Source organism: Streptomyces sp. NPDC007164 (assembly GCF_040634135.1).
Classification (GTDB): domain Bacteria; phylum Actinomycetota; class Actinomycetes; order Streptomycetales; family Streptomycetaceae; genus Streptomyces; species Streptomyces sanglieri.
Map to the genome: position 1 here is coordinate 57,265 of NZ_JBEYFB010000021.1, position 18,434 is coordinate 75,698.

The 18,434-nt window shown below is 71.9% G+C and carries 16 protein-coding genes and 1 pseudogene; 5 read left to right on the forward strand and 12 right to left on the reverse strand.

Translation table 11 applies throughout. The features are described from left to right. Positions 1-3 precede the first annotated feature (3 nt). Positions 4-717: a TetR/AcrR family transcriptional regulator C-terminal domain-containing protein gene (locus ABZ622_RS24610; protein WP_360546565.1), complete on the reverse strand. Its 714-nt coding sequence runs from the start codon at positions 715-717 to the stop codon at positions 4-6. Positions 718-901: 184 nt separating this feature from the next. Then, a pseudogene (locus ABZ622_RS24615) lies at positions 902-2,508 on the reverse strand (amidohydrolase). A 333-nt stretch (positions 2,509-2,841) separates the two neighbouring features. Here ABZ622_RS24615 and ABZ622_RS24620 point away from each other — a divergent pair. Further along, entirely contained in the window at positions 2,842-2,997 is a 156-nt protein-coding gene (locus ABZ622_RS24620; protein ID WP_360546567.1) for a hypothetical protein, read from the forward strand. Between the two features lie 72 nt (positions 2,998-3,069). On the opposite strand, the gene ABZ622_RS24625 is transcribed toward ABZ622_RS24620, so the two are convergent. Beyond that, on the reverse strand, positions 3,070-3,693 hold the full coding sequence (locus tag ABZ622_RS24625) for a TetR/AcrR family transcriptional regulator (RefSeq protein ID WP_360546569.1): 624 nt from the start codon (positions 3,691-3,693) through the stop codon (positions 3,070-3,072). A gap of 170 nt (positions 3,694-3,863) precedes the next feature. Between ABZ622_RS24625 and ABZ622_RS24630 the strand changes: the two genes are divergently transcribed. After that, complete coding sequence (locus ABZ622_RS24630) at positions 3,864-5,048, forward strand: amidohydrolase (protein WP_360546571.1); 1,185 nt, start codon at positions 3,864-3,866, stop codon at positions 5,046-5,048. Between the two features lie 137 nt (positions 5,049-5,185). On the opposite strand, the gene ABZ622_RS24635 is transcribed toward ABZ622_RS24630, so the two are convergent. The 4 genes from ABZ622_RS24635 to ABZ622_RS24650 all read right to left on the reverse strand — a co-directional run bounded on the left by ABZ622_RS24635 (position 5,186) and on the right by ABZ622_RS24650 (position 8,700). Next, positions 5,186-6,592: an SMI1/KNR4 family protein gene (locus tag ABZ622_RS24635; RefSeq protein WP_360546573.1), complete on the reverse strand. Its 1,407-nt coding sequence runs from the start codon at positions 6,590-6,592 to the stop codon at positions 5,186-5,188. Positions 6,593-6,627: 35 nt separating this feature from the next. Next, positions 6,628-6,846 (reverse strand): hypothetical protein, encoded by a 219-nt coding sequence (locus ABZ622_RS24640; RefSeq protein ID WP_360546575.1) that lies wholly within the window; start codon positions 6,844-6,846, stop codon positions 6,628-6,630. Positions 6,847-6,913: 67 nt separating this feature from the next. Further along, a complete protein-coding gene (locus ABZ622_RS24645) occupies positions 6,914-7,999 on the reverse strand; it encodes a CU044_5270 family protein (RefSeq protein WP_360546577.1) in 1,086 nt (361 codons plus the stop codon). After that, on the reverse strand, positions 7,996-8,700 hold the full coding sequence (locus tag ABZ622_RS24650; protein WP_360546579.1) for a sigma-70 family RNA polymerase sigma factor: 705 nt from the start codon (positions 8,698-8,700) through the stop codon (positions 7,996-7,998). Before ABZ622_RS24650 ends, ABZ622_RS24645 begins: the two co-directional genes overlap by 4 nt. Before the next feature lie 142 nt (positions 8,701-8,842). On the opposite strand from ABZ622_RS24650, the gene ABZ622_RS24655 reads away from it, so the two are divergent. The 3 genes from ABZ622_RS24655 (at position 8,843) to ABZ622_RS24665 (ending at position 12,260) form a co-directional block, all read left to right on the forward strand. Then, entirely contained in the window at positions 8,843-10,444 is a 1,602-nt protein-coding gene (locus ABZ622_RS24655) for a serine protease (protein WP_360546581.1), read from the forward strand. Between the two features lie 208 nt (positions 10,445-10,652). Then, positions 10,653-11,687, forward strand: coding sequence for a DUF4073 domain-containing protein (locus ABZ622_RS24660; RefSeq protein WP_360546583.1), 1,035 nt, complete (start codon positions 10,653-10,655; stop codon positions 11,685-11,687). Between the two features lie 126 nt (positions 11,688-11,813). Then, a complete protein-coding gene (locus tag ABZ622_RS24665) occupies positions 11,814-12,260 on the forward strand; it encodes a hypothetical protein (protein WP_360546585.1) in 447 nt (148 codons plus the stop codon). A 25-nt stretch (positions 12,261-12,285) separates the two neighbouring features. Here ABZ622_RS24665 and ABZ622_RS24670 read toward each other — a convergent pair whose 3' ends face one another. From ABZ622_RS24670 to ABZ622_RS24690, 5 genes are all read right to left on the reverse strand, one after another. Further along, a complete protein-coding gene (locus ABZ622_RS24670) occupies positions 12,286-12,969 on the reverse strand; it encodes an SGNH/GDSL hydrolase family protein (RefSeq protein ID WP_360546587.1) in 684 nt (227 codons plus the stop codon). Positions 12,970-13,047: 78 nt separating this feature from the next. Beyond that, on the reverse strand, positions 13,048-13,878 hold the full coding sequence (locus ABZ622_RS24675) for a TIM barrel protein (RefSeq protein WP_360546589.1): 831 nt from the start codon (positions 13,876-13,878) through the stop codon (positions 13,048-13,050). A gap of 148 nt (positions 13,879-14,026) precedes the next feature. Further along, the gene (locus ABZ622_RS24680) at positions 14,027-15,454 is read right to left on the reverse strand and encodes a polysaccharide lyase 6 family protein (RefSeq protein WP_360546591.1); all 1,428 of its coding nucleotides are present in this window, start codon (positions 15,452-15,454) and stop codon (positions 14,027-14,029) included. A gap of 130 nt (positions 15,455-15,584) precedes the next feature. Next, positions 15,585-17,018 (reverse strand): polysaccharide lyase 6 family protein, encoded by a 1,434-nt coding sequence (locus ABZ622_RS24685; protein ID WP_360546593.1) that lies wholly within the window; start codon positions 17,016-17,018, stop codon positions 15,585-15,587. Between the two features lie 46 nt (positions 17,019-17,064). Continuing rightward, positions 17,065-18,408, reverse strand: coding sequence for an alpha-L-fucosidase (locus ABZ622_RS24690; RefSeq protein ID WP_360546595.1), 1,344 nt, complete (start codon positions 18,406-18,408; stop codon positions 17,065-17,067). Positions 18,409-18,434: the final 26 nt, after the last annotated feature.

The following is an 18,434-nucleotide window of genomic DNA, read 5'->3' on the forward strand; positions in this document are numbered from 1 at the left end:
CGTTCAGCCACTCCCGGGGGCGCGGGCGGCAATGGCGTCCAGCATCAGGTCCAGTGCGAAATCAAAGTCGGCGTCGTCGTCCACCGAAGCCAAGTAGGGGGCCGCCGCGGCGATATGGGGGTGGGTCGCGGCGGGTACGGCGGCGTACTCGCCGGACCAGGCCGACTCGTCGCCCCGGCGGGTGTGCGCGTCGAGCGTGCGGTAGGTGGCGTCCAAGCACGACCGGGCCAGCAGGAAGTCCACCAGTGCCCGGTAGTGGCGCACCGCCTGCTCGGGCGGGAACCCCGCGTCGGACAGTGCGGTGAGGGTCAGCTCGATCACCCGCATCTCGGCCGGTCGCCGCGTGATGCGTACCGTGGCGAGCACGGCGGCACGCGGGTGCGAGAGATAGACCTTGTGCACGCGGATGAACAGTCCGCGCAAGGACTGCCGCCAGTCGTCCGAGGGCTCGAACCCTTCGAGGCCCTCCTCCAGCAGGTGGTCCGCCACCGCGAGCAGCAGATCATCCTTGTTGCGGAAATGCCGGTAGAGCGCCGTGGGGTCGGCGCCCAGCTGGGCGCCGACCCGGCGGAACGTCAGTGCGTCGGCACCTTCGGCGTCCATCAGCGCGAGGCACGCCTCGACGATCAGCCGAGTACTGAGTGACGGCCGCGGGCGGCCGGAGTCGGTCTGTTTTCCCTTCGCCGCCGCGGCCGAGTTCCCCGTACGTGGCTCCACTGCGCACTCCTTCGCTCAGGTCAGCCCCATTGTGCCGTCGGCCGCGCCTGCGCCATCCTTTCGCCACACCGGGGTCAACCGCGTTGTCATCACCGTTGACGTACCGCGCCGCCCGCGTACACAGCGGAGTGTGACCGGCGCGGAGAAGGACCGCTGAGGGGCCGGGGCGAGGGGCGAGGGGCCGTCACAGGCCGGCGTCGCGGTGGGTGGTGCGGCCGTCGACCACGGTGAGCACGACGGGAAGGCCGGCCAGGTCGGTGGCGGGCGTGGCGAGCGGGCTCTCCGCGAATGCGGTGAGGTCCGCCCGGTGGCCGATGGCCAGGCGCCCCGACTCGTGTTCCGCGCCTGCCGCGTAGGCCGGATTGAGGGTCATGCCCTGGAGCGCTTCGAGGGCGATGAGGGCCTGGCCGGGGTTGTGCGGCGGCCGGCTGAGGTCGCGGCTGGGGCGGCGGTGGCGGGCGCCGGCCATCACGGTCAGCGGCGGGTAGGGGGCGATGGGCCAGTCCGAGCCGAGTACGACGGTGGCGCCGGACTCCCACAGGTCGCGGCAGCGCCAGGCGTGCGCGGCGCGCTCCTCGCCGAGCCGCCGGGACCAGTTGTCGGTGTGGTCGGCGCGGGTGAAGTCACAGCAGTGGGTCGGCTGCATCGACGCGACGACACCGAGCTCCGCGAACCGGCGCAGGGTGTCGTCGGGGACCGTCTCGATGTGCTCGACCCGGTGCCGTACGCCGCGGTACTCCGCGCTCGTCGACGCCTCCACCGCGTCCAGGACGTGGCGCACGGCGGCGTCCCCGATGGCGTGGGTGGCGGTGGGGACACCGGCCCGGTGGAGTTCGCCGATGATCCTGCTGAAGGCCGCGGGGTCGGGCCAGAAGGCGTGCGTGGACTCGCCGTGGCAGTCGGGGCGCTCCAGCCAGGCGGTGCCGTTGTCGATGGTGCCGTCCATGAACAGTTTGACGCCCGCCACCTCCCACAGCCGGCCGCCCCGGCCCTGCTGGGCGATGAGGTCGGCCACGGCCCGGCCGTCGGCTCCGGGCTGGAGCCAGGGTGCGACCCGCAGGCGCAGCGGCAGTTCACCCGCCTCGTCGAGATCGGCGTACAGCGACAGGCTCTCCCCGTTGGCGTCCATGGCGTGTCCGCCGGTGAGTCCGGACGCGGCCACTTCGCGCAGCGCCGAGGCGAGGCGGGGGCGACCGGCGGTGCGGCCCGCTCGACCAGTTCGCAGGCGGCGTCCTCCAGCAGCAGACCGGTGGGGCGGCCCGCCTCGTCGCACACGATCTCGGCGTACTGCTCGAACCGTCGGGGCCCGTCGACGCCGGCGATCTCCAGCGCGCGGTGGCTGGCGATCATGGAGTGGGCGTCGAAGAGCAGCAGAACGGCCGGGATGCCGTCCAGGACCGGTCCGATGGTGGCGGACGCGACGGGCCGGTCGCCGAAGACGTTCGGGTCCAGGCCCCAGCCGTGCAGCCACGCTCCGGGAGCCAGCGATCCGGCCTCCCGCGCCAGGGCCCGACGCACCTCGTCGAGGGTGGTGCATCCGGACAGGTCCAGGCCGTGGGTGAGCTCGGCGCCCATGAGGGGATGGATGTGGCCGTCGACGAGGCCGGGCGTCACGACGGCGCCCTTGAGATCGATCACCGTGGTCGCCGGTCCGGCGAGGGCGCGGATCCGCTGGTCGTCGTCGAGTGCGGAGATCCGTCCGTCGGTGACGGCCAGGGCGGTCTGCGGGAGCGGTTCGCCGGTGACGACATCGAGGAGGCGGGCGGAGAGAAGGACGAGGCCGGGATGCACGGGCGGACTCCTTGAGGGCTGGTCAGTGGGTGGCGAGAAGAGCTGCGGTGCGGGGTGCCGGATGGACCGCACCGGTGTCCGGCACGGCAGCGGCCGTGCTCCGCGTCAGCACGGAGCTCCACGTGGGCCCGCTGGCCTCGCGGCGGGCGGCATCGACCTCGCCCTCCCGGTCGGGACGCCGGCCGCCGCCGCCGTCTACGCCTTCGGGATGCGCCGCCGGAGCGGCCCGCTCGCCCGACGTCCGCACTGACCGGCCGGATCCGGCCCGGCGTCGGACCGGACGGACGCGATACGCTCGATCTGTAGGCAGGCGTTCCGACCACGGAGGCTGCCATGAAGGAGAACATCGAGTACCCGACTCCGTCGCAGGCCGAGGGCGAGAGGCTGGACGAGGACAGGGACCCGGCCGAGGAGCGGCACCCCGCCACCATGCGCACCCAGCCGTCCCAGGCGGAGGGCGAGCGCCGCGCGGAGGACGAGGAAGCCTGACACGGACGGCGGCCCCCCGGCATCGGCCGCACCGGTGCGCATCCGTGCACGTCGGCGCGGCTCGGATGCCGGTCAGTCGGCCGGGCCGCCGCCGGTCCGGCCGACGGCGGGCAGGCGCGGCACCTGTCCGGCCAGGGCGAGATCGACCAGCTGCCGCACCGTGTCGTCATGCACCGGAGCGGGCCGGAAGGACCGTCGGTAGACGAAGAACCCGTTCCACAGGTCGAGGAGTGCGTCGGCGTCGATGTCCGCCGGGAGGTCACCGCGGGCGATCCCGCGCTGCATGACGGCCCGGACCTGGTCCCGGCGCCGGAGCACGACATCGAGGAAGGACTGGAGGACGCCCGATTCATCGGCTGCCGCCTCGGTCAGACACAACCGTGTGAAGGTGTCCCGAGCGCGGGTGAATTCGTCGATGTGGTCGAAGACGACGAGCAGTTCGGCGCGGGTGTCACCGAGGTCGGGAACGGAGCGTACGTCGGCACGGGCGACGAGCACCTCGGCGGTCACCGCCGCCTTGTGCGGCCACCACCGGTAGAGGGTCTTCTTCGACACCTTCGCGCGTACCGCGATCTCGTCCATGGTCATGCCGAGATAGCCGATCTCGGCGAGCAGCTCGTCGGCCGCGCCGATGACCCGGTCCCGGACTTCCTCGCTGCGGGGCCGGCCGACCGGTCGCTGAGTGCTCTTAGCCATGACAACCCATTCCGGGGCATGCGGCGCCCCACGTCAATGGGAACCGGATGGTTTCTCCGAGAAGGTGCCACCCCCTGGCTATTTCCCTGACGGGCGAGTAGACATGGAGTCGATTAAGGAAACGAGTAGTTTCCATTTTCGCGCGCCTACTTCAGTGGAGGGGATCCCCCATGCCCGCAGCCGGCTCATCGCTCCGCGACCGCGTCGCCGCCCGCCTCGACACGTACAAGGACCGGCTTCTCGAACTCAGCCACGCACTGCACGACGATCCGGAAATCTCGTTCTCCGAGACACGGGCCGCCGAACGGCTCGCGGCACTGCTGGAGGACGCCGGGTTCGCCGTGAATCGCGCGGTGTGCGATCTGCCGACCGCACTGACTGCCGAGTACGGCAGTGGTGACCTGACGATCGGGGTGTGCGCGGAGTACGACGCGCTGCCCGGGATCGGCCATGCCTGCGGGCACAACATCATCTGCGCCGCCGGGGCGGGCGCGGCGATCGCCCTGGCCTCGGTCGCAGACGAACTCGGCTTCCGGGTGAAGCTGCTCGGTACCCCGGCCGAGGAGGAGGGCGGCGGCAAGGTGCTGATGCTCGAACGCGGCGCCTTCGACGACGTGACCGTGGCGATGATGGTGCACCCCGTCCCCGTCGACATCACGGACCCGCGCGGCTCCAGCAACGCGGTCGGCCGCTTCGAGGTGACCTTCACCGGCCGGGCCTCGCACGCCGCCGCGGCCCCCGAGGGCGGGCTCAACGCCGCCGACGCGGCGGTCGTCGCCCAGGTCGCGGTGGGCCAGCTCCGCCAGCAGCTGCGGGACGGGTACCGGGTGTCCGGGATCGTCCGCCTCGGCGGGGAACGCACGAACATCATCCCCGAGCGGTCGGTGCTCGAGTACGAGGTGCGCACCCCCACCGGCGAAGAACTCACCGTTCTGCGGGAACGGGTACTCAACTGCTTCCGCGGCGCCGCACTGGCCACCGGAACGACCGTGGACGTACGGCAGATCCAGCCCGACTACCTCGATCTGCGCCATGACCCCGCGCTGATGACCTCCTACGCCCGCAATCTGCGCGCGACCGGGCGGGTGGTGCCCGAGCCCGGTCCCGTACCGCAGGGCACGGGCGGCTCCACGGACATGGGCAACGTCACCCACGCCCTGCCCGCCATCCACCCCGGCCTCGGGGTGCTGGGGGCCCGCGGCATGCCGCACACCCGGCAGTTCGCCGAAGAGACCGCGAGCCCGGCCGCGGACGACGCGGTGGTCGACGGGGCACTCGCGATGGCATGGACCGGCCTGGACCTCGCCTCCGATACGGAGTGGCGGGCCCGCTGCGTGACCGCTCGGCACGGCTGACGCACACCGGACCCGGCGGCGGGATCAAGGCCGCGGTACGTCATCTGCCCGAGGACCCGGGCCCTGTCACGTCCGGAGCGATCCGCGACGGCGAGCATCGCGGTGGCCCCGGGTCATGAACTCCGTGACGGCACCGCTCACCGCCGTATGGGGCCGACATCGCCTTCGAGGACGGTCTGGGTGATCCGGGGCCGGTCCCAGAGGGCCAGGAGTTCGTTGGCGATGGCCACGATGGGCAGGGGGTTCTGGATGCCGTGCGCCGTGATGGCAGCGGCCGACAGACTGCGAGGGACGGCACCCGCGTCGAGGAGGGCGCGCCATTCCTCCGGGCCCAGCTCCAGGAACTCCAGTGTGGTGAGCCCGGCGATCTCCATGGGATCGGCGAGCGTTCCGGGGTAGGCGGCCAGGGTCCGCAGGCGGGGCAGCCCGGTGACCGGGGCGAGGCTGAGCGGCTCGTCCTCCCACACCCCGATGGACAGGACCTCCAGACCAGGATGCACGGCCGCCTCGATGCTCGGCAGGCTCCGGATGTTGACGTGGGCCACGGCCGGCGGCCGGTCTCCGCCCGAGCCGTCACCTCGCTCGCCGGGCCGACGCATCACCAGGTCGGTGAGCGAGTCGGCGACCAGGCAGGCACCGATGTTCTCCTCGTGGCTGAGGATGATGATCTGTCCCGTGTGTCCGCGCGGTCCGGGTGTCAGGTCGACCGCCAGCCGGTCGCCGCCGCCGTTGTCCCCGAAGACGATCCAGCCGGGTGAGCCGACCAGTCCCTGCACCGCGGCGTCGGGCCGGGTGACGACCGCTTCCATCGCCGCGAACTTCCAGAGGCAGTGGCGGGACGACGCCTCCGCGATGTACAGGTCGTCCAGGGCGAAGAGCTCGCAGCCGACCGCCCTGCATTCGCGTTCCGCCGCCGTGTGGTCGTCGACCCGGTCCTCCCACCGTGACCGTGTCACCCGGTAGAGCGCCTTGAGTTCCTCGGGCAGGGTGACGCCGAGGCGGGTTTCCGTCGCGGCGATCTCCGCCTCCGTGGCGCCGATGGCGTCCGGCAGCCGCTCGTGGAGCGTCCGCCCGAGCAGCGCCGGATCCGCCGAGGGGGCCGGCGTCGCGCCGGGCACCGGATCGGGAAGGCGGAGCCAAGGCTGGGGAACGGCGCCCTCGACCAGGATGAGCGACCCCGGGTGCGGGTCGCCGAGGCCGGGCTCCACCGCGGGGCTCGACCCGAACAGGCGGCGCTCGGTCTCCCCCGTCGCTGATATCTCCGCTGTGAACGGGACGTCGTCGACACCGGCGTCCGCGAGTGCGCGACGCACCCGCTCCACCGCCCGCATCTCGTCCTGCATGTCCTCGGCCCGGGCGGCCCGGTCGGGCCGGGGCAGCCGGCGTTGCCGCGGCAGGCTCCAGCTCTGTCGGCCGATGCGCCCCGCCACGCGGATGGAGGAGGCCGCCTGCTCCGTCTCTCCACCGCCCCGCAGCAGTCGCAGCACGGGTTTCCAGGTCGCGAAGTCGTGCAGCGGCGACGGACGAGATCTCTGATCAGCCATGCGCAGACCCTATGCGCCACCACTGACACCGGAGTTCACGATGCCTCGTACCCCGCTGCCGGGCGGCTCGGCAGCGTCTGCCGGGCCCCGGGCGGTGCGGTCAGTGCCTCCCGCGCAGCGGCGACGAAGGCGAGCTCGGCGCGCTGAATGCCGTCCGGCGCTTCATGGCGGCGCAGGCGGTCGGCGACATCCTGTGCCGCAGCGTCGACCGCGGCGCCGTCCTCCAGGTCGTACAGCGGGCCGTGGCCCGCCACGATTCCACACGGGGGATATCGTTGGCAGGTGCGGCCATTCGCCCCCGGCTGCTCCCCCGCCCCGCCGTCACACCGCCGGCAGTTCGCCCGCGCGGTCCACCGCGGCCCTGGTGAGGACCGCGGACGTGCCCATGACGGTGCCTGCCGGGCCGGCGCCACCCGCTTCGGCGAGGACCGTGCGTTCGCCGAGGAATGCGTATGTGGTCCGGTCGAAGATCCACTGTGTCTGCTCCCCGTGTGCCGTGCGGGCGACGGCGACGCCCTCGCGTCCCGTGGCGTCGTCGGCCGCGTCGACCACGGTGACACCGGGGATCTTCGCGGCGGCCCGGTAGAGCGCGGCGCCGACCTCCGGTGGGGCCCATGTCTCGGCCAGCAGTTCACCGATCGCGGTGAACGCTCGCTGGTCCGGGTCCTGGCCCTCTCCCCGGGTCTCGTCCCGGATCAGTTCCATCAGGGTGTCGGGGTCGGTGGGCAGTGACGCGACGTATGCGTGGGTCGGGTTGCCGATCGACGGCTGGGAGGCGTTGAGGGTGCTCGGCCGGGGTGTCTCCCCCGGACCGTCCAGGGTTTCGACGGGGCCGTCGGTGCCGAGCGGGGTGTCGGGCCCGCCCGCCTCGCGGAGCAGGCCGGGGCGGCTGCCGTCGGCGGACAGCCACACCTGCCGCTTGTGCACGGAAGGCATGGTCACGGGGCCGCCGCCTGCGCTCTGTCCCGCGTAGGCGACCCTGCTCTCGACGTACACGAACTGGTCGGCGCGGACCGTCGGCTGCTCCGAATCGGCGGCGGCGAGTGCGATGCGGTCCAGGAGCCGCGTCGCTTCGGAGGCGTGGGTGGTACCACCGCCCGGAACTGCGGTGGTGGCGCGGCCGGGGGTTTCCACGAGCTTCACCACCATCACGCCGCCGACCACCAGGGCGCAGGCCACGGCCGGCACCGCGAGCCGGACCAGGCGGCGACGCGGGCGCGTGGCGCGGGCACCGCGCCTGCCGGAGGCGTCGGCGGGGGCCGCGTCGGCCAGGAGTGTCCGCCTCAGCAGCAGTGCGCGGTCGGGGGCCAGGCCGGGGACCGGCGGTGGGGGCAGCAGGGCGGTGAGGCCGAGGCGTTCGTCCTCCTCGGACGGGTGATCCGGGGGGTGCGGAGGGGTGGTGTTCATCCGTGGATCTCCTGGCTGGACGAGCGGACCGCGGTAGCGCGGCCGGGGACGGGGGTGTCGGGGGTGGGGTGGGGCGCGCTGTGCTCCGCGGGGCAGGTGCCCCTGCCCGGCTCCGCCGGTGGCCGTGCGGCTTCGGGCCGGCCGCCTCGCCCGGTGCGTGAGCGGGCGGCGCGGGCCTCGGCGCCGGCGAGTTCGCGCAGTCGGGTACGGGCGCGGGAGAGGCGGGAGCGGACGGTGCCGACCGGTACGCCGAGCGCCTCGGCCGCGGCCGCGTAGTCCAGGCCCTCCCACACCACGAGGGTGAAGACCTCCAGGTCGCGGCGGCGCAGCCGGGCGAGGGCGGTGTGCGCTGCCCGCAGTTGCTCGGAGTCCGCGAGGTGGGTCACGAGGTCGTCGGCGAAGTCCGGGACGGAGCCGCGTTCCGGGACTCGGGCGAGGGCGATGTCACGGCGTCGGCGGGTGCGCGCGTTGCGGCGCATGATGTTGGTGGCGATGCCCAGCAGCCACGGGCGCAGGCTGTCCCCGTCGGGGCGCAGCTTCTCCCGGCTGCGCCACGCCTCCAGGAAGGTCGCCGAGACGACGTCCTCGGCCTCCGCCCAGTCGCCGGTCACGCGAAGGGCATAGCGGTACAGCACCTGGGCGTGCTCGTCGTACAACTCACCCAAGGCGTTGCGGTCCCCGTGGCGGAAGCGATTCCTCATGAGTGTTTCCACACTCTGCCCTGCCACGTCCGTTGCGCCGGTTCCCGTGACGTGCGCCACATGCGTGGTGCGGGGCCGTGGCCTCGTGGCCGGTGTGACGCGGCTCACCGGAACTCCTCGGCCGGGCAGCGCAGTGCAGGGCATGACCAATTCTTCCGTACCCCGCCGGACCGTCCTTCGGACCATGGCTCTCGCCGCGGCCGTGGCCGGCGGCACGACGCCCGCCTGGAACTCCACGGCGTTCGCCGCGGCGCCGCAGACGTACGCCCTCACGATCAAACACCTCGACCGCGACGGCAGGCCGACGGGGACGTACGAAACCACCGTCACCGGCATCTCCGGTCCGGGTGCCGACCAGGAGGTCCGGCCGTACGACGCCTCCGGCACGGCCACCGTGCGGCTACCCAAGGGCCGTTACCTGCTGAGCAGCGCCCTGGCGGCCGGTGACGGTGCGGGCGGCACGGGCGGCACGGGCGGCACGGGCGGCACGGGCGGCACCGACTGGATCGTCCAGCCGCGGCTGGACCTGGACCGTGACACCACCATCACCGTCGACGCCCGGACCACGGCGCCCGTCGACGTACGGCCGCCCGACCGCTCGGCGGGCTTCATGCACAGCGCGATGGTCGTCGAGGTCAGGCATCGGGGCGTCGAACGGCTCGTCAACCTGATCTCGGCCTCGGCGAATCTGCGCGTGGCGCACCTGGGCCCCCACGCCGAGGCCGGTTCGGTGAAGCAGTGGTTCGACTCGTACTGGACGACCAGGAGCGCCGACTACGCGCTCGGATACGTCTTCACGGGTGCCCGTGCCCTGACCGGCCTGACCCGGCATCCCTCCGCCAAGGACCTGGCCACCGTGAAGATCCGTGCCGCCGCGCTCCCGGGCACCGCGGGTACCGGCTCCGTCGACCTGCAGCCGAGTGCCGGACCGACCGTCGGTGTCTCGCGGACCCTGGCGGCTCCCGGCACCGCCACCTACCTCGTGACTCCGGAACGCGGCACCTGGGACATCACCTACATGGCTCCCCGTGTGCCCGGCGGTTCGACGAACCGCTACAGCGCGGACGGTGTCGCCGTGCGCGCCGGATCCACGACCACCCATGACTTCGACAACGCCGTGTTCGGGCCCGCCCTCGCGGGCCGTCCCGGTGTCGTGCGCGACGGGGACGGACTCACCGTCGATGTTCCGCTGCTCGCGGACGGCGGCGGCCATGTGCCGTCGTCACCGTCGTACGCCTCGGCCTCGACCACACTGCACCGCGACGGCGTGCTCGTCGGAACCCGGACCGGTGCCCCCGGGCGGGCCGCGTTCACCGTCGCCCCCGGGCGCGCGACGTACCGGATGACCAGCACGGTGAAGCGCACGGGTGCGCCCGGCACCGCCACCCGTGTGACCGCCTCGTGGACCTTCGTCTCGGACACGAGCACCGGTCCGGCCCCGGTACCGGTGAGCGTGGTGCGGTTCTCGCCCGTGCTCGGCCCCACCGGGACCGCCGTGGCGGGCGCGGTGCTCCGGGTTCCCGTCACCGTCCAGGGCGCCGCCGCGAAGGGACGTGTCCGTGGGCTCGCCGTGTCGGTGTCCGTGGACGGCGGCGCTTCATGGCGCCGGGTGCCGGTGGAGCGTGGTGCCGTCCTGATCCACAACCCGGGTGCGGGCACCGGTGTTTCCCTGCGTGCGGAGCTGACGGACACCGTGGGGAACACACTCACCCAGACCGTCGTCGACGCCTACCGCACGCGGTGACCCGGCCGGCGGCCGGCCCGGCGTCGGGCAGACGGCCGGGCGGCCGCCGCCGAGCGCTGAGCGAAGTCCCGACAGAACCCCACCGCCGGAATCAGCCAGACCGAACAGTTCAGGCCACAGTCATCTCCGATACCCCACCGGGCCATCCCGAGCAGCGACACTCCCCCTGTCCCATTCGCACGGGGGCGTACAGACGAAGGAAGTTCCGATGGATCGCAGATCGTTCATGGCCACCACAGGCACCGCATCCCTGGTGGGCGGCGCTCTTGCCGCCGGGGCCGGGATCACGGCACCGGCCGCCGAGGCCGCGCCGTACCGGCCCGGCAAGGGCCGGACGGTCCGGTTCAACATCATCAGTGACATCCAGGGCGACCTGACCGACTTCGGCAAGGCCCTCGACGACCTGCACCGCATCAACCCCGACAGCGCGGGCCTCGGCATAGCCGGCGACATCACCCCGCGCGGCTACGACTTCGAGTACGCGGCGGTCCGTCAGACCCTTCAGCGGCACCCGCACCCCAGGAACGTCGCCTGGGCCATCGGCAACCACGAGTTCTACGTACCGAAGTACAGCGACCCCAACACGCTCGCGCAGGCGACCTGGCCCAACGGCACCACGGAGGACTCCCTCTTCCGCAGCTTCTACAACTTCGCGGGCCGCAACAAGGTCTACTCGGAGACCTCGTTCGGCGGGGTGCCCGTGCTCAGTCTCGGGACCGAGCGCTACTCGCACTACCACGACGCGAAGCTGTGGGACGAGGTGTGGATCAGCGACGAGCAGTTCGCCTGGCTGGAGGACCGTCTCGCGTACTGGGCCCGCCGTCGCAGGCCCGTCATGGTGATGACGCACCACCCGCTGCCCAACACCGTCTCGGGCACCCACAACAAGCTCTACCTCAACGACTACCTCCAGCCCGACCGACTCCTGTCGATCCTCGGTCGCCACAAGGACGTGTTCCTCTTCTCGGGGCACACCCACTGGGACCTGAACCTGTCGGACTGGGTGGTGCGCCGGGTCGTCCCGGGCACCGGCAACCTCGAAGGCTTCACCGTCGTCAACACCTCGGCCGTCCAAGTGGGCTGGATGGACGACGGCAAGGGCGGCGAGGTCTCCCTCGGCGATGCCTTCAACCAGGGGCTCCAGATCGAGGTCGGTGCCCACTCCGTCGTCATCAAGGCCCGTGACTTCACCACGGGGACCTGGCTCAAGCAGCTGACGGTCCCGCTGCACACCAGCGCCTGATCGCTCGCAGCACGGATGCCGTGCCGTTCCGTACCGAAGCCCGGCACAGTACGGCACGGCATCCGCCGGCGGCTCACTTCGGCAGCCGTGCGGCCCCGCGCGCCGCGCCGGAGCGGGTCTGCTGCCATGATGGACAACGATCACCGCACCGACTGCCCCTGGGGTTCCACTGGGGACAGATTCGTCCTGGGCGACACTGACTTCGCCGTCGACCGATCGGAGTCATCGGTCCGGACGGCACCGGACGGCACGGTGACGATCGAGGTGTGGGGAACCGACGAGGCCCTCGACGCACAGCCCGACACCGGCCGGTACGCGTGGGCGGTCCATCCGCCGCGCCTCTACCTCACGGAGGTTCCCGTCGCCTGGTCCGGTGCTGTGGCCACCGTGAGGTTCGACGACGGCATGGCCGACCGCTACGACATCGGTCTCTACCTCCACGAGCACGGTGACGTCATCGGCGAGCTGACCCTCGATCCGGCGCGCTCCCTGCGCATCCGCGGTTCGGCACAGGTCAACGGGCGGACCGAACCGGTTAATGTCGAGGTGGGGCTCCCCCTGCCTCCCGAGTAGGGGGAGTACTCCGCGGCCCGCCGCCCTACCCGCGCGGCACCGGGGTGACGGCGGCGGAGCCGACCGCGGCGAGCCAGGCATCGGCGACGATCCGGTGCCCGACGGGACTCGGGTGCACCCCGTCCCGGGCCAGCTCCGCGGCCTCGTACCGCTCCCGGGCATGCCGCATCGCGAGGTCCGCACGGACCAGCTGGGCCCCGTTGGCCTTCGCGGCCCGGAGTACGGCGTCCGTACGGGGTGTCAGGTCCTCGAACCAGCCCTCCTGTTCGGCGGTGACCGGCAGCAGGAACGGGGTGATGACGACCAGCCGGGCCGACAGCTCCCGCGAGGTATCGGCGAGGAGGCCGTCGAGGCAGGCCTCGAACTCGTCCACCGGGCTGGCGAGTTCGCTGTCGTAGCGCCGCCAGGTGTCATTGATGCCGATCTTCACCGTGACCACGGTGGGCCGGTGAGCGATGACGTCGGTGGTCCAGCGGGCTTCCAGGTCGTACACACGGTTGCCGTTGACGCCCCTGTTGATGACGGCAGGACCGGGTCCGCCGTCCGTCCGGTCGTGCAGGGTGCGTGCGATCTCGTTCACGTACCCGCTGCCGAGCGACGCGGAGTCCGTACGGTCGCGGCCCGCGTCGGTGATGGAGTCACCGATGAACAGAAGTGTGTCCGACTCCGTGAAGTGCGTGCCTTCTCCGTGCGTGCCTTGGATGTGCATGTCTGCCGTCCTGACGGTGGGGTGGTGGGTGCTGGGTCAGTAGCTGCTGATCGAGTGTGCCCCGTACGTCAGAGTGTCCTACCGAAGTGCGCCCCGGGGCAGCGGTCCCCGGCGGTGGGCCGCCACGCGCCGCAGCGTCGCGGCCTCGCGCGCCAGTACGGCGGGGTCGTCGCCGGGCACGAACTCCAGCAGCGCCTCCATCGGGACGCGCCGTGCGTTCAGCAACTCGAATACTCCGGCCCACAGTTCGCCACGATCGGCCAGCGGCAGTCGATGGTTGCCCGGCCACCACGAGAAGACATGCACGGCGCTGACCCGGTCTACGAGCTGGGAGAGCCCCGCCAGCGCCTCCTCGTCACAGACGTCGAGCGGCGGCTGCCAGTAGGTGCGGAGATTGTCCGCGCCGACCTCGTCCAGCAGCCGGAGCGTCGAGGCGACGGTATCGGTGAGCGTCTTCGAGTGGAACTCCAGCGCGAGTTCCAGCCCGTGGTCCGCGGCGACATGGGCCGCCTCCCGCAGGCCTGCCACGGTTTCGCCGCGTTCCTGCGGTGTGGCGGCGGCCGACCCGACTCCGCCCGCCCAGACCCGGACCCGGGGCGCCCCCAGCAGGACCGCGGCGCGGGCGATCCAGGGGAACGCGGCCCGCTCGTCCTGCGTGGCGCGGTAGTAGGAGCCGTAAGAGCAGCAGATCAGCCCGTGCCTGTCGCAGGCCTCGCGGGCCTCGCGGAGCGCGTCGGGGTCCGCCGCGGGGGCGTGCACGTCCGCTCCCCACTCGATCGCCTCCAGGCCCGCGTCCGCGGCCCGGCGTGCGACCTCGGCGGCCGGCAGCTGCCGGAAGGTGACCGAGCACAGTCCCGGCGTGGTCACGGTGGCGCCCGGGGTGCGGTCCCGGCTTTCCCTGTCTGTCACGGCGTTCCTTTCCTTCGGCCGCCTCGCGGTGGCTCGTTCCTGGCGGGCAGCGCCTCGCCCTGTCCGGGGAGCCCGCCGGGCGGCCTTCGGCCGACGGGCGCCCCGGACCCTCTCACCGGCGGCGCGTCACATCACCACCGGTGTCGCCTCACGACGCGTTCGGGCCGACGTCGGCGGCCGTGAGGGGGTGACGGAGCACGGGCGCGGTCGAGTACTCGTCGGCGCCGATGTCCCGCGCGCTGCCTCGCGCGTCACCGTCGATGTCGTCGGCCACGGCCGTGCCGGTGAGGGTCGCCGCGCCGATCGCCGGGCTTCCCGCCGACAGCCGGGCGACGCCGTCCGTGCCGGTCACCAGTTTCGGGTCGACGCGGGTGTAGCCACCGGAAGGGATGTTGCCGTTGGCGGCCGCACCCCACAACATGTTGCTCTTCCAGGTGAAGCCGGTGGTCGCACCCATGGACACGAGGCTGCCGTTGTCGCCGACGATCAGGTTGTCGGCGACGACCACGTCCTTGGGCTCGTACGTCCGGGTCTCGCCCGAGAGCGAACCGGAGTTGTTGAGCAGGGTGTTGTGCACGATCACCGCGCGGTCGCAGGCGTCGTTGCCGCGCCGCTCCTCCTCGGTCTCGCCCGAGTTATGGTCGCGGGTGGTCCCGCTGCCGACCACCAGGGCGCGGGCGGACAGTCCGCCGAGGTAGTTGTTGACGATCAGGTGGTCGTTGCCGTAGAGGCGTACGCCCTCGCTGCCGCCGATCAGGTAGTTGCCCTCCACCCTGGAGCGGTTGCCGTGGCGCAGCACGATCCCGCCGCGGCTGTCGCGGATGGTGTTGTAACGGATGATGTTGTCGGAGGACTTCACCGAGATCGCCTCGGGGTCTCCGTCGGCGTGCTCGAACAGGTTGTACTCCACCACCGCGTGGGCGCTGGACAGCGCCCGTCCGCTGACGCCGAGCCGGATCGACTCGCCGCCGTTGGCCCCGGCGAAGCTGTGGTCGGAGAAGTGGTTCCGCAGGATCTGGAGGTTCTGGGCCATGCCGGTCGAGCCGGGGCCGTCCACGACGAGGAAGATTCCGGCGGTGGTCTTGTCGTGGAAGTGGTTCCGGTCGACCTTCGAGTCGTCGGACCGCACCAGGAGCCAGTACGGGTCGCCGGTGTCCGCGAACTGGAAGTCGTTGCGGGTCATCCGGATCGACGTGCAGTTCGCCGGGAGCTCCATCGTGGTGCTCTGCCGGAAGGCGAAACCACTGATGGTGATGTTGCTCGAATTGGCGAATACGAAGCTGCGTTCGCCGCGCAGCACCGCGCCGCCGCGGGTCTTGGAGACGATGGTGATCTGCGCGGCGCTGGTGCCGTGCTTGCCGGACACGTTGATCGCGCCCCCGGACGGAACGGTGTACGTGCCGTCGGCCACGATGATCCGGTCGCCGGGTACGGCGGCGTTGATCGCGCTCTGGAGTTCGGCCAGGGAGCCGACCGGCTTGTCGGCGGCCGAAGCGTCGATCGACATCGAGGTGCTGAGCGGCACGGCGGCGAGTGCTGCCACCGCGGTGCCCCTGAGGAACGTGCGTCGTTGCATGGTGCCTCCTGTGGCGACAAGGTCATGACGGGCCCGATCCGTACAGCCCCCGCGGCTGGACGTGCCGGTGTTCGGCGGCGGGGACAGCCGGGGGCGGACCGGACCGGCTGTCCCGCTCGGGCGGACGCGGTCAGCGGGCGTCGGGGCCGACGTCCGCGGTGGTCAGTGGCCCGCGCCGGGGCGGCCGGTGCGAGTACTCGTCCGCGCCGACGTCGGCGTGCCGGCCGCGCCGCTCACCGTCGATGTCGTGGGTGACCGGTGGCCGCCGGAGCGTGCCCGCGTCGATCACCGGGCTGTCGGCGGCCGGCCGGGCGATGCCGTCCGCGCCGGTCACCAGCTTCGGGTCGACGCGGGTGCGTCCGTCGGCGGGGACGTTGCCGTCGGTTCCGGCACCCCACAGGATGTTTCCGGACCAGGTGAAGCGGACCGTGTTCGCCATCGCGACCAGCTCGCCCGTGTCCCCGACGAGCAGATTGTCCGCGACGGTCACATCGCGCGGCTCGTGGGGGCGCTGGCTCTCGCCGGAGAGGGTGCCCTTGTTGTTCACCAGGGTGTTGTAGGCGATGAGGACCCGGTCGGGCGCGTCGTTGCCGCGGCGGTCGTCGGGCGACTCGCCGGGCAGGTGGTCGCGCTCCGAGCCACTGCCGATCACCATGGCCCGCCCGGACAGACCGGCGAGGTGGTTGTTGACGATCACATGGTCGTTGCCGTAGATCCGGACGCCTTCCGTGCCGGCGACGAGGTAGTTGCCGTCCACCCGGTTGCGGTTGCCGTGCCGCAGAACGATTCCGCCGAGGCTGTTCCGGATGGTGTTGTGCCGGATGACGTTGTCCGAGCTCTTCACGGAGATGGCCTCCGGGTCGCCGTTGGCGCGCTCGAACAGGTTGTACTCCACGACCGCGTGGGCGCTGGACAGGGCCCGGGGGCTGACGCCGAGCCGGATCGGCTCGCCGCCGTTGGACCCGGCGAAGGTGTGGTCGGAGAAGTGGTTCCGGAACACATGGACGCGCTGGGCCATCTCCTCGGTGCCCGCGCCCTCGATCCCGAGGTAGATGCCGAGTGTGGATTTGCCGTGGAAGTGGTTGTGGTCGACCTTGCTGTCGTCGGCGCGCACCATCACCCAGTGCAGGCCCTCGATGTCGGCGAGCTGGAAGTCGTTGCGGGTCAGCCTGATGTGCGAGCAGCTCGGGGGGATGTCCAGGGTGCTGCTCTGGCGGAAGGAGAAGCCGCTGAGCGTGATGTGGCTGGACCCGTCGAGGACGAAGCTCTGTTCGCCTTCGAGGACGACACCGCCGCGGGAGGCGGCGACGACGGTGATGGGCGCGCGCTCGGTGCCCCGCTTGTTCAGGATCGTGATGGGCCGGTCCGACGGCACGGTGTACGTACCGTCGGCCACGACGATCCGGGCGCCCGGCCGTGCCCGGTCGATCGCGGCCCGGAGCTCTTCGAGCGAACCGACGGCGGCCGGGGCCGTCGTGGCGCTCGCGGTCACGAGACCGCCGGTGGCGGCGGCGGCGAGCGTCGCCCCTGCCGCGGAAGCCATGAGGAACGTGCGGCGTTGCATGGTGCCTCCGTGAGTGTGGTGGTGGATCGGTGGGGCAGGGCCGTTGTCAGCCGTCGGTCCGGTCGTCCGGGGTGTCCAGGAACAGCTCGATGACGGGCACCGGGGTGTCGGGGCGCTGGACGGGGATCTCCAGGGTGAGCGTTCCGGCGGGCTGTCCGCCCATCTCCGTGTTCATCGCGGGCCGGTCCGGGTCGATGTGGACCTGGATGATCTCGGAGGCGTCGTTCAGCAACTGGGCGTAGCGCACCCGGCCGGCGAGTCCCGGCAGGTGCAGATGGCGCAGCGGCCAGGCCAGGAGGTGGACGTAGAGCCGGTCGCCGCGCCGGGTGTACCGGCACTCCGGCGGGGCGGTGTACGGGGCCGGGCCGCAGCCGCGGACGGAGCGCTCGTGCAGGTCCATCCACCGGCCGATCTCTCCGAGGACGGCGACGGCGCGCGGTTCGAGGTCGCCGCGGCCGGTCGGGCCGACGTTGAGCAGCAGATTGCCGCCCTTGGACACACCGTCGACGAGCATCCGGATCAGCAGGTCGGCGCTCTTGTGGTCCAGGTTGTCGCGGTCGTAGCCCCAGCTCCCATTGAGCGTCTGGCACGCCTCCCACAGCACGGGCCGGCCGTCCTTGGTCATGGGGCCGGAGGGCTGGTACTGCTCGGGGGTGATGAAGTCGCCGGGCAGGCCGGTCCTGTCGTTGACGAGGATGTGCGGCTGGAGTTCGCGGACCGTCTCCAGCAGCTTCGGGGAGTCCCAGTCGTCCGGGCCCTTGCCGCCCCACCAGATGCGCCCCGCGTAGGAGAAGTCGAAGAACAGGTAGTCGATGCGGCCGAAGGAGGTCAGCAGCTCGCGGACCTGGCCGTGCAGATAGCTCCGGTACTCGCGGATGTCGCGGTCGGCGGCCGCGGCCTTGAACTCCTCGTCGTCGCGCTGCGGATGGGTTCCGTCCACGGGGAAGGAGGGGTGGTGCCAGTCGATCAGGGAGTAGTAGAGCCCGACCTTGAGCCCTTCGGCCCGGCACGCCTCGACGAACGGTCCGACGAGGTCCCGGCCGTGCGGGGTGTTGGTGACCTTGTACTCGGTGAGGGCGCTGTCCCAGAGGCAGAAGCCGTCGTGGTGCTTGGTGGTGAGGACGACGTACCGCATGCCCGCCGCCCTGGCGGCCCTGGCCCACTGGACCGGGTCGTAGCGGTCGGGGTCGAAGTGGTCGAAGTAGACCTGGTACTGCTCGTCGGTCAGCTTCTCCCGGTTCTTGACCCATTCGTGCCGGGCGGCGAGGGAGTACAGGCCCCAGTGGACGAACATGCCGAACCGGTCGTCGGTGAACCAGGTGGTCTCCGGGGCCGGGGGCTCGGCGGGTGCGGAGGGGGACGCCGACGGGGTCTCAGCGCTCGGGGTCATGGGGCATCGTTCCTTGTCGTCGGCGG

Bases quoted from the DNA above. Each gene is read 5' to 3' on its own strand.
- ABZ622_RS24665 (WP_360546585.1), top strand. From the start codon at position 11,814: ATGATGGACAACGATCACCGCACCGACTGCCCCTGGGGTTCCACTGGG.
- ABZ622_RS24660 (WP_360546583.1), top strand. From the start codon at position 10,653: ATGGATCGCAGATCGTTCATGGCCACCACAGGCACCGCATCCCTGGTG.
- ABZ622_RS24690 (WP_360546595.1), bottom strand. From the start codon at position 18,408: ATGACCCCGAGCGCTGAGACCCCGTCGGCGTCCCCCTCCGCACCCGCC.
- ABZ622_RS24635 (WP_360546573.1), bottom strand. From the start codon at position 6,592: ATGGCTGATCAGAGATCTCGTCCGTCGCCGCTGCACGACTTCGCGACC.
- ABZ622_RS24680 (WP_360546591.1), bottom strand. From the start codon at position 15,454: ATGCAACGACGCACGTTCCTCAGGGGCACCGCGGTGGCAGCACTCGCC.
- ABZ622_RS24655 (WP_360546581.1), top strand. From the start codon at position 8,843: ATGACCAATTCTTCCGTACCCCGCCGGACCGTCCTTCGGACCATGGCT.
- ABZ622_RS24650 (WP_360546579.1), bottom strand. From the start codon at position 8,700: ATGAGGAATCGCTTCCGCCACGGGGACCGCAACGCCTTGGGTGAGTTG.
- ABZ622_RS24670 (WP_360546587.1), bottom strand. From the start codon at position 12,969: ATGCACATCCAAGGCACGCACGGAGAAGGCACGCACTTCACGGAGTCG.
- ABZ622_RS24620 (WP_360546567.1), top strand. From the start codon at position 2,842: ATGAAGGAGAACATCGAGTACCCGACTCCGTCGCAGGCCGAGGGCGAG.
- ABZ622_RS24685 (WP_360546593.1), bottom strand. From the start codon at position 17,018: ATGCAACGCCGCACGTTCCTCATGGCTTCCGCGGCAGGGGCGACGCTC.
- ABZ622_RS24630 (WP_360546571.1), top strand. From the start codon at position 3,864: ATGCCCGCAGCCGGCTCATCGCTCCGCGACCGCGTCGCCGCCCGCCTC.
- ABZ622_RS24625 (WP_360546569.1), bottom strand. From the start codon at position 3,693: ATGGCTAAGAGCACTCAGCGACCGGTCGGCCGGCCCCGCAGCGAGGAA.
- ABZ622_RS24645 (WP_360546577.1), bottom strand. From the start codon at position 7,999: ATGAACACCACCCCTCCGCACCCCCCGGATCACCCGTCCGAGGAGGAC.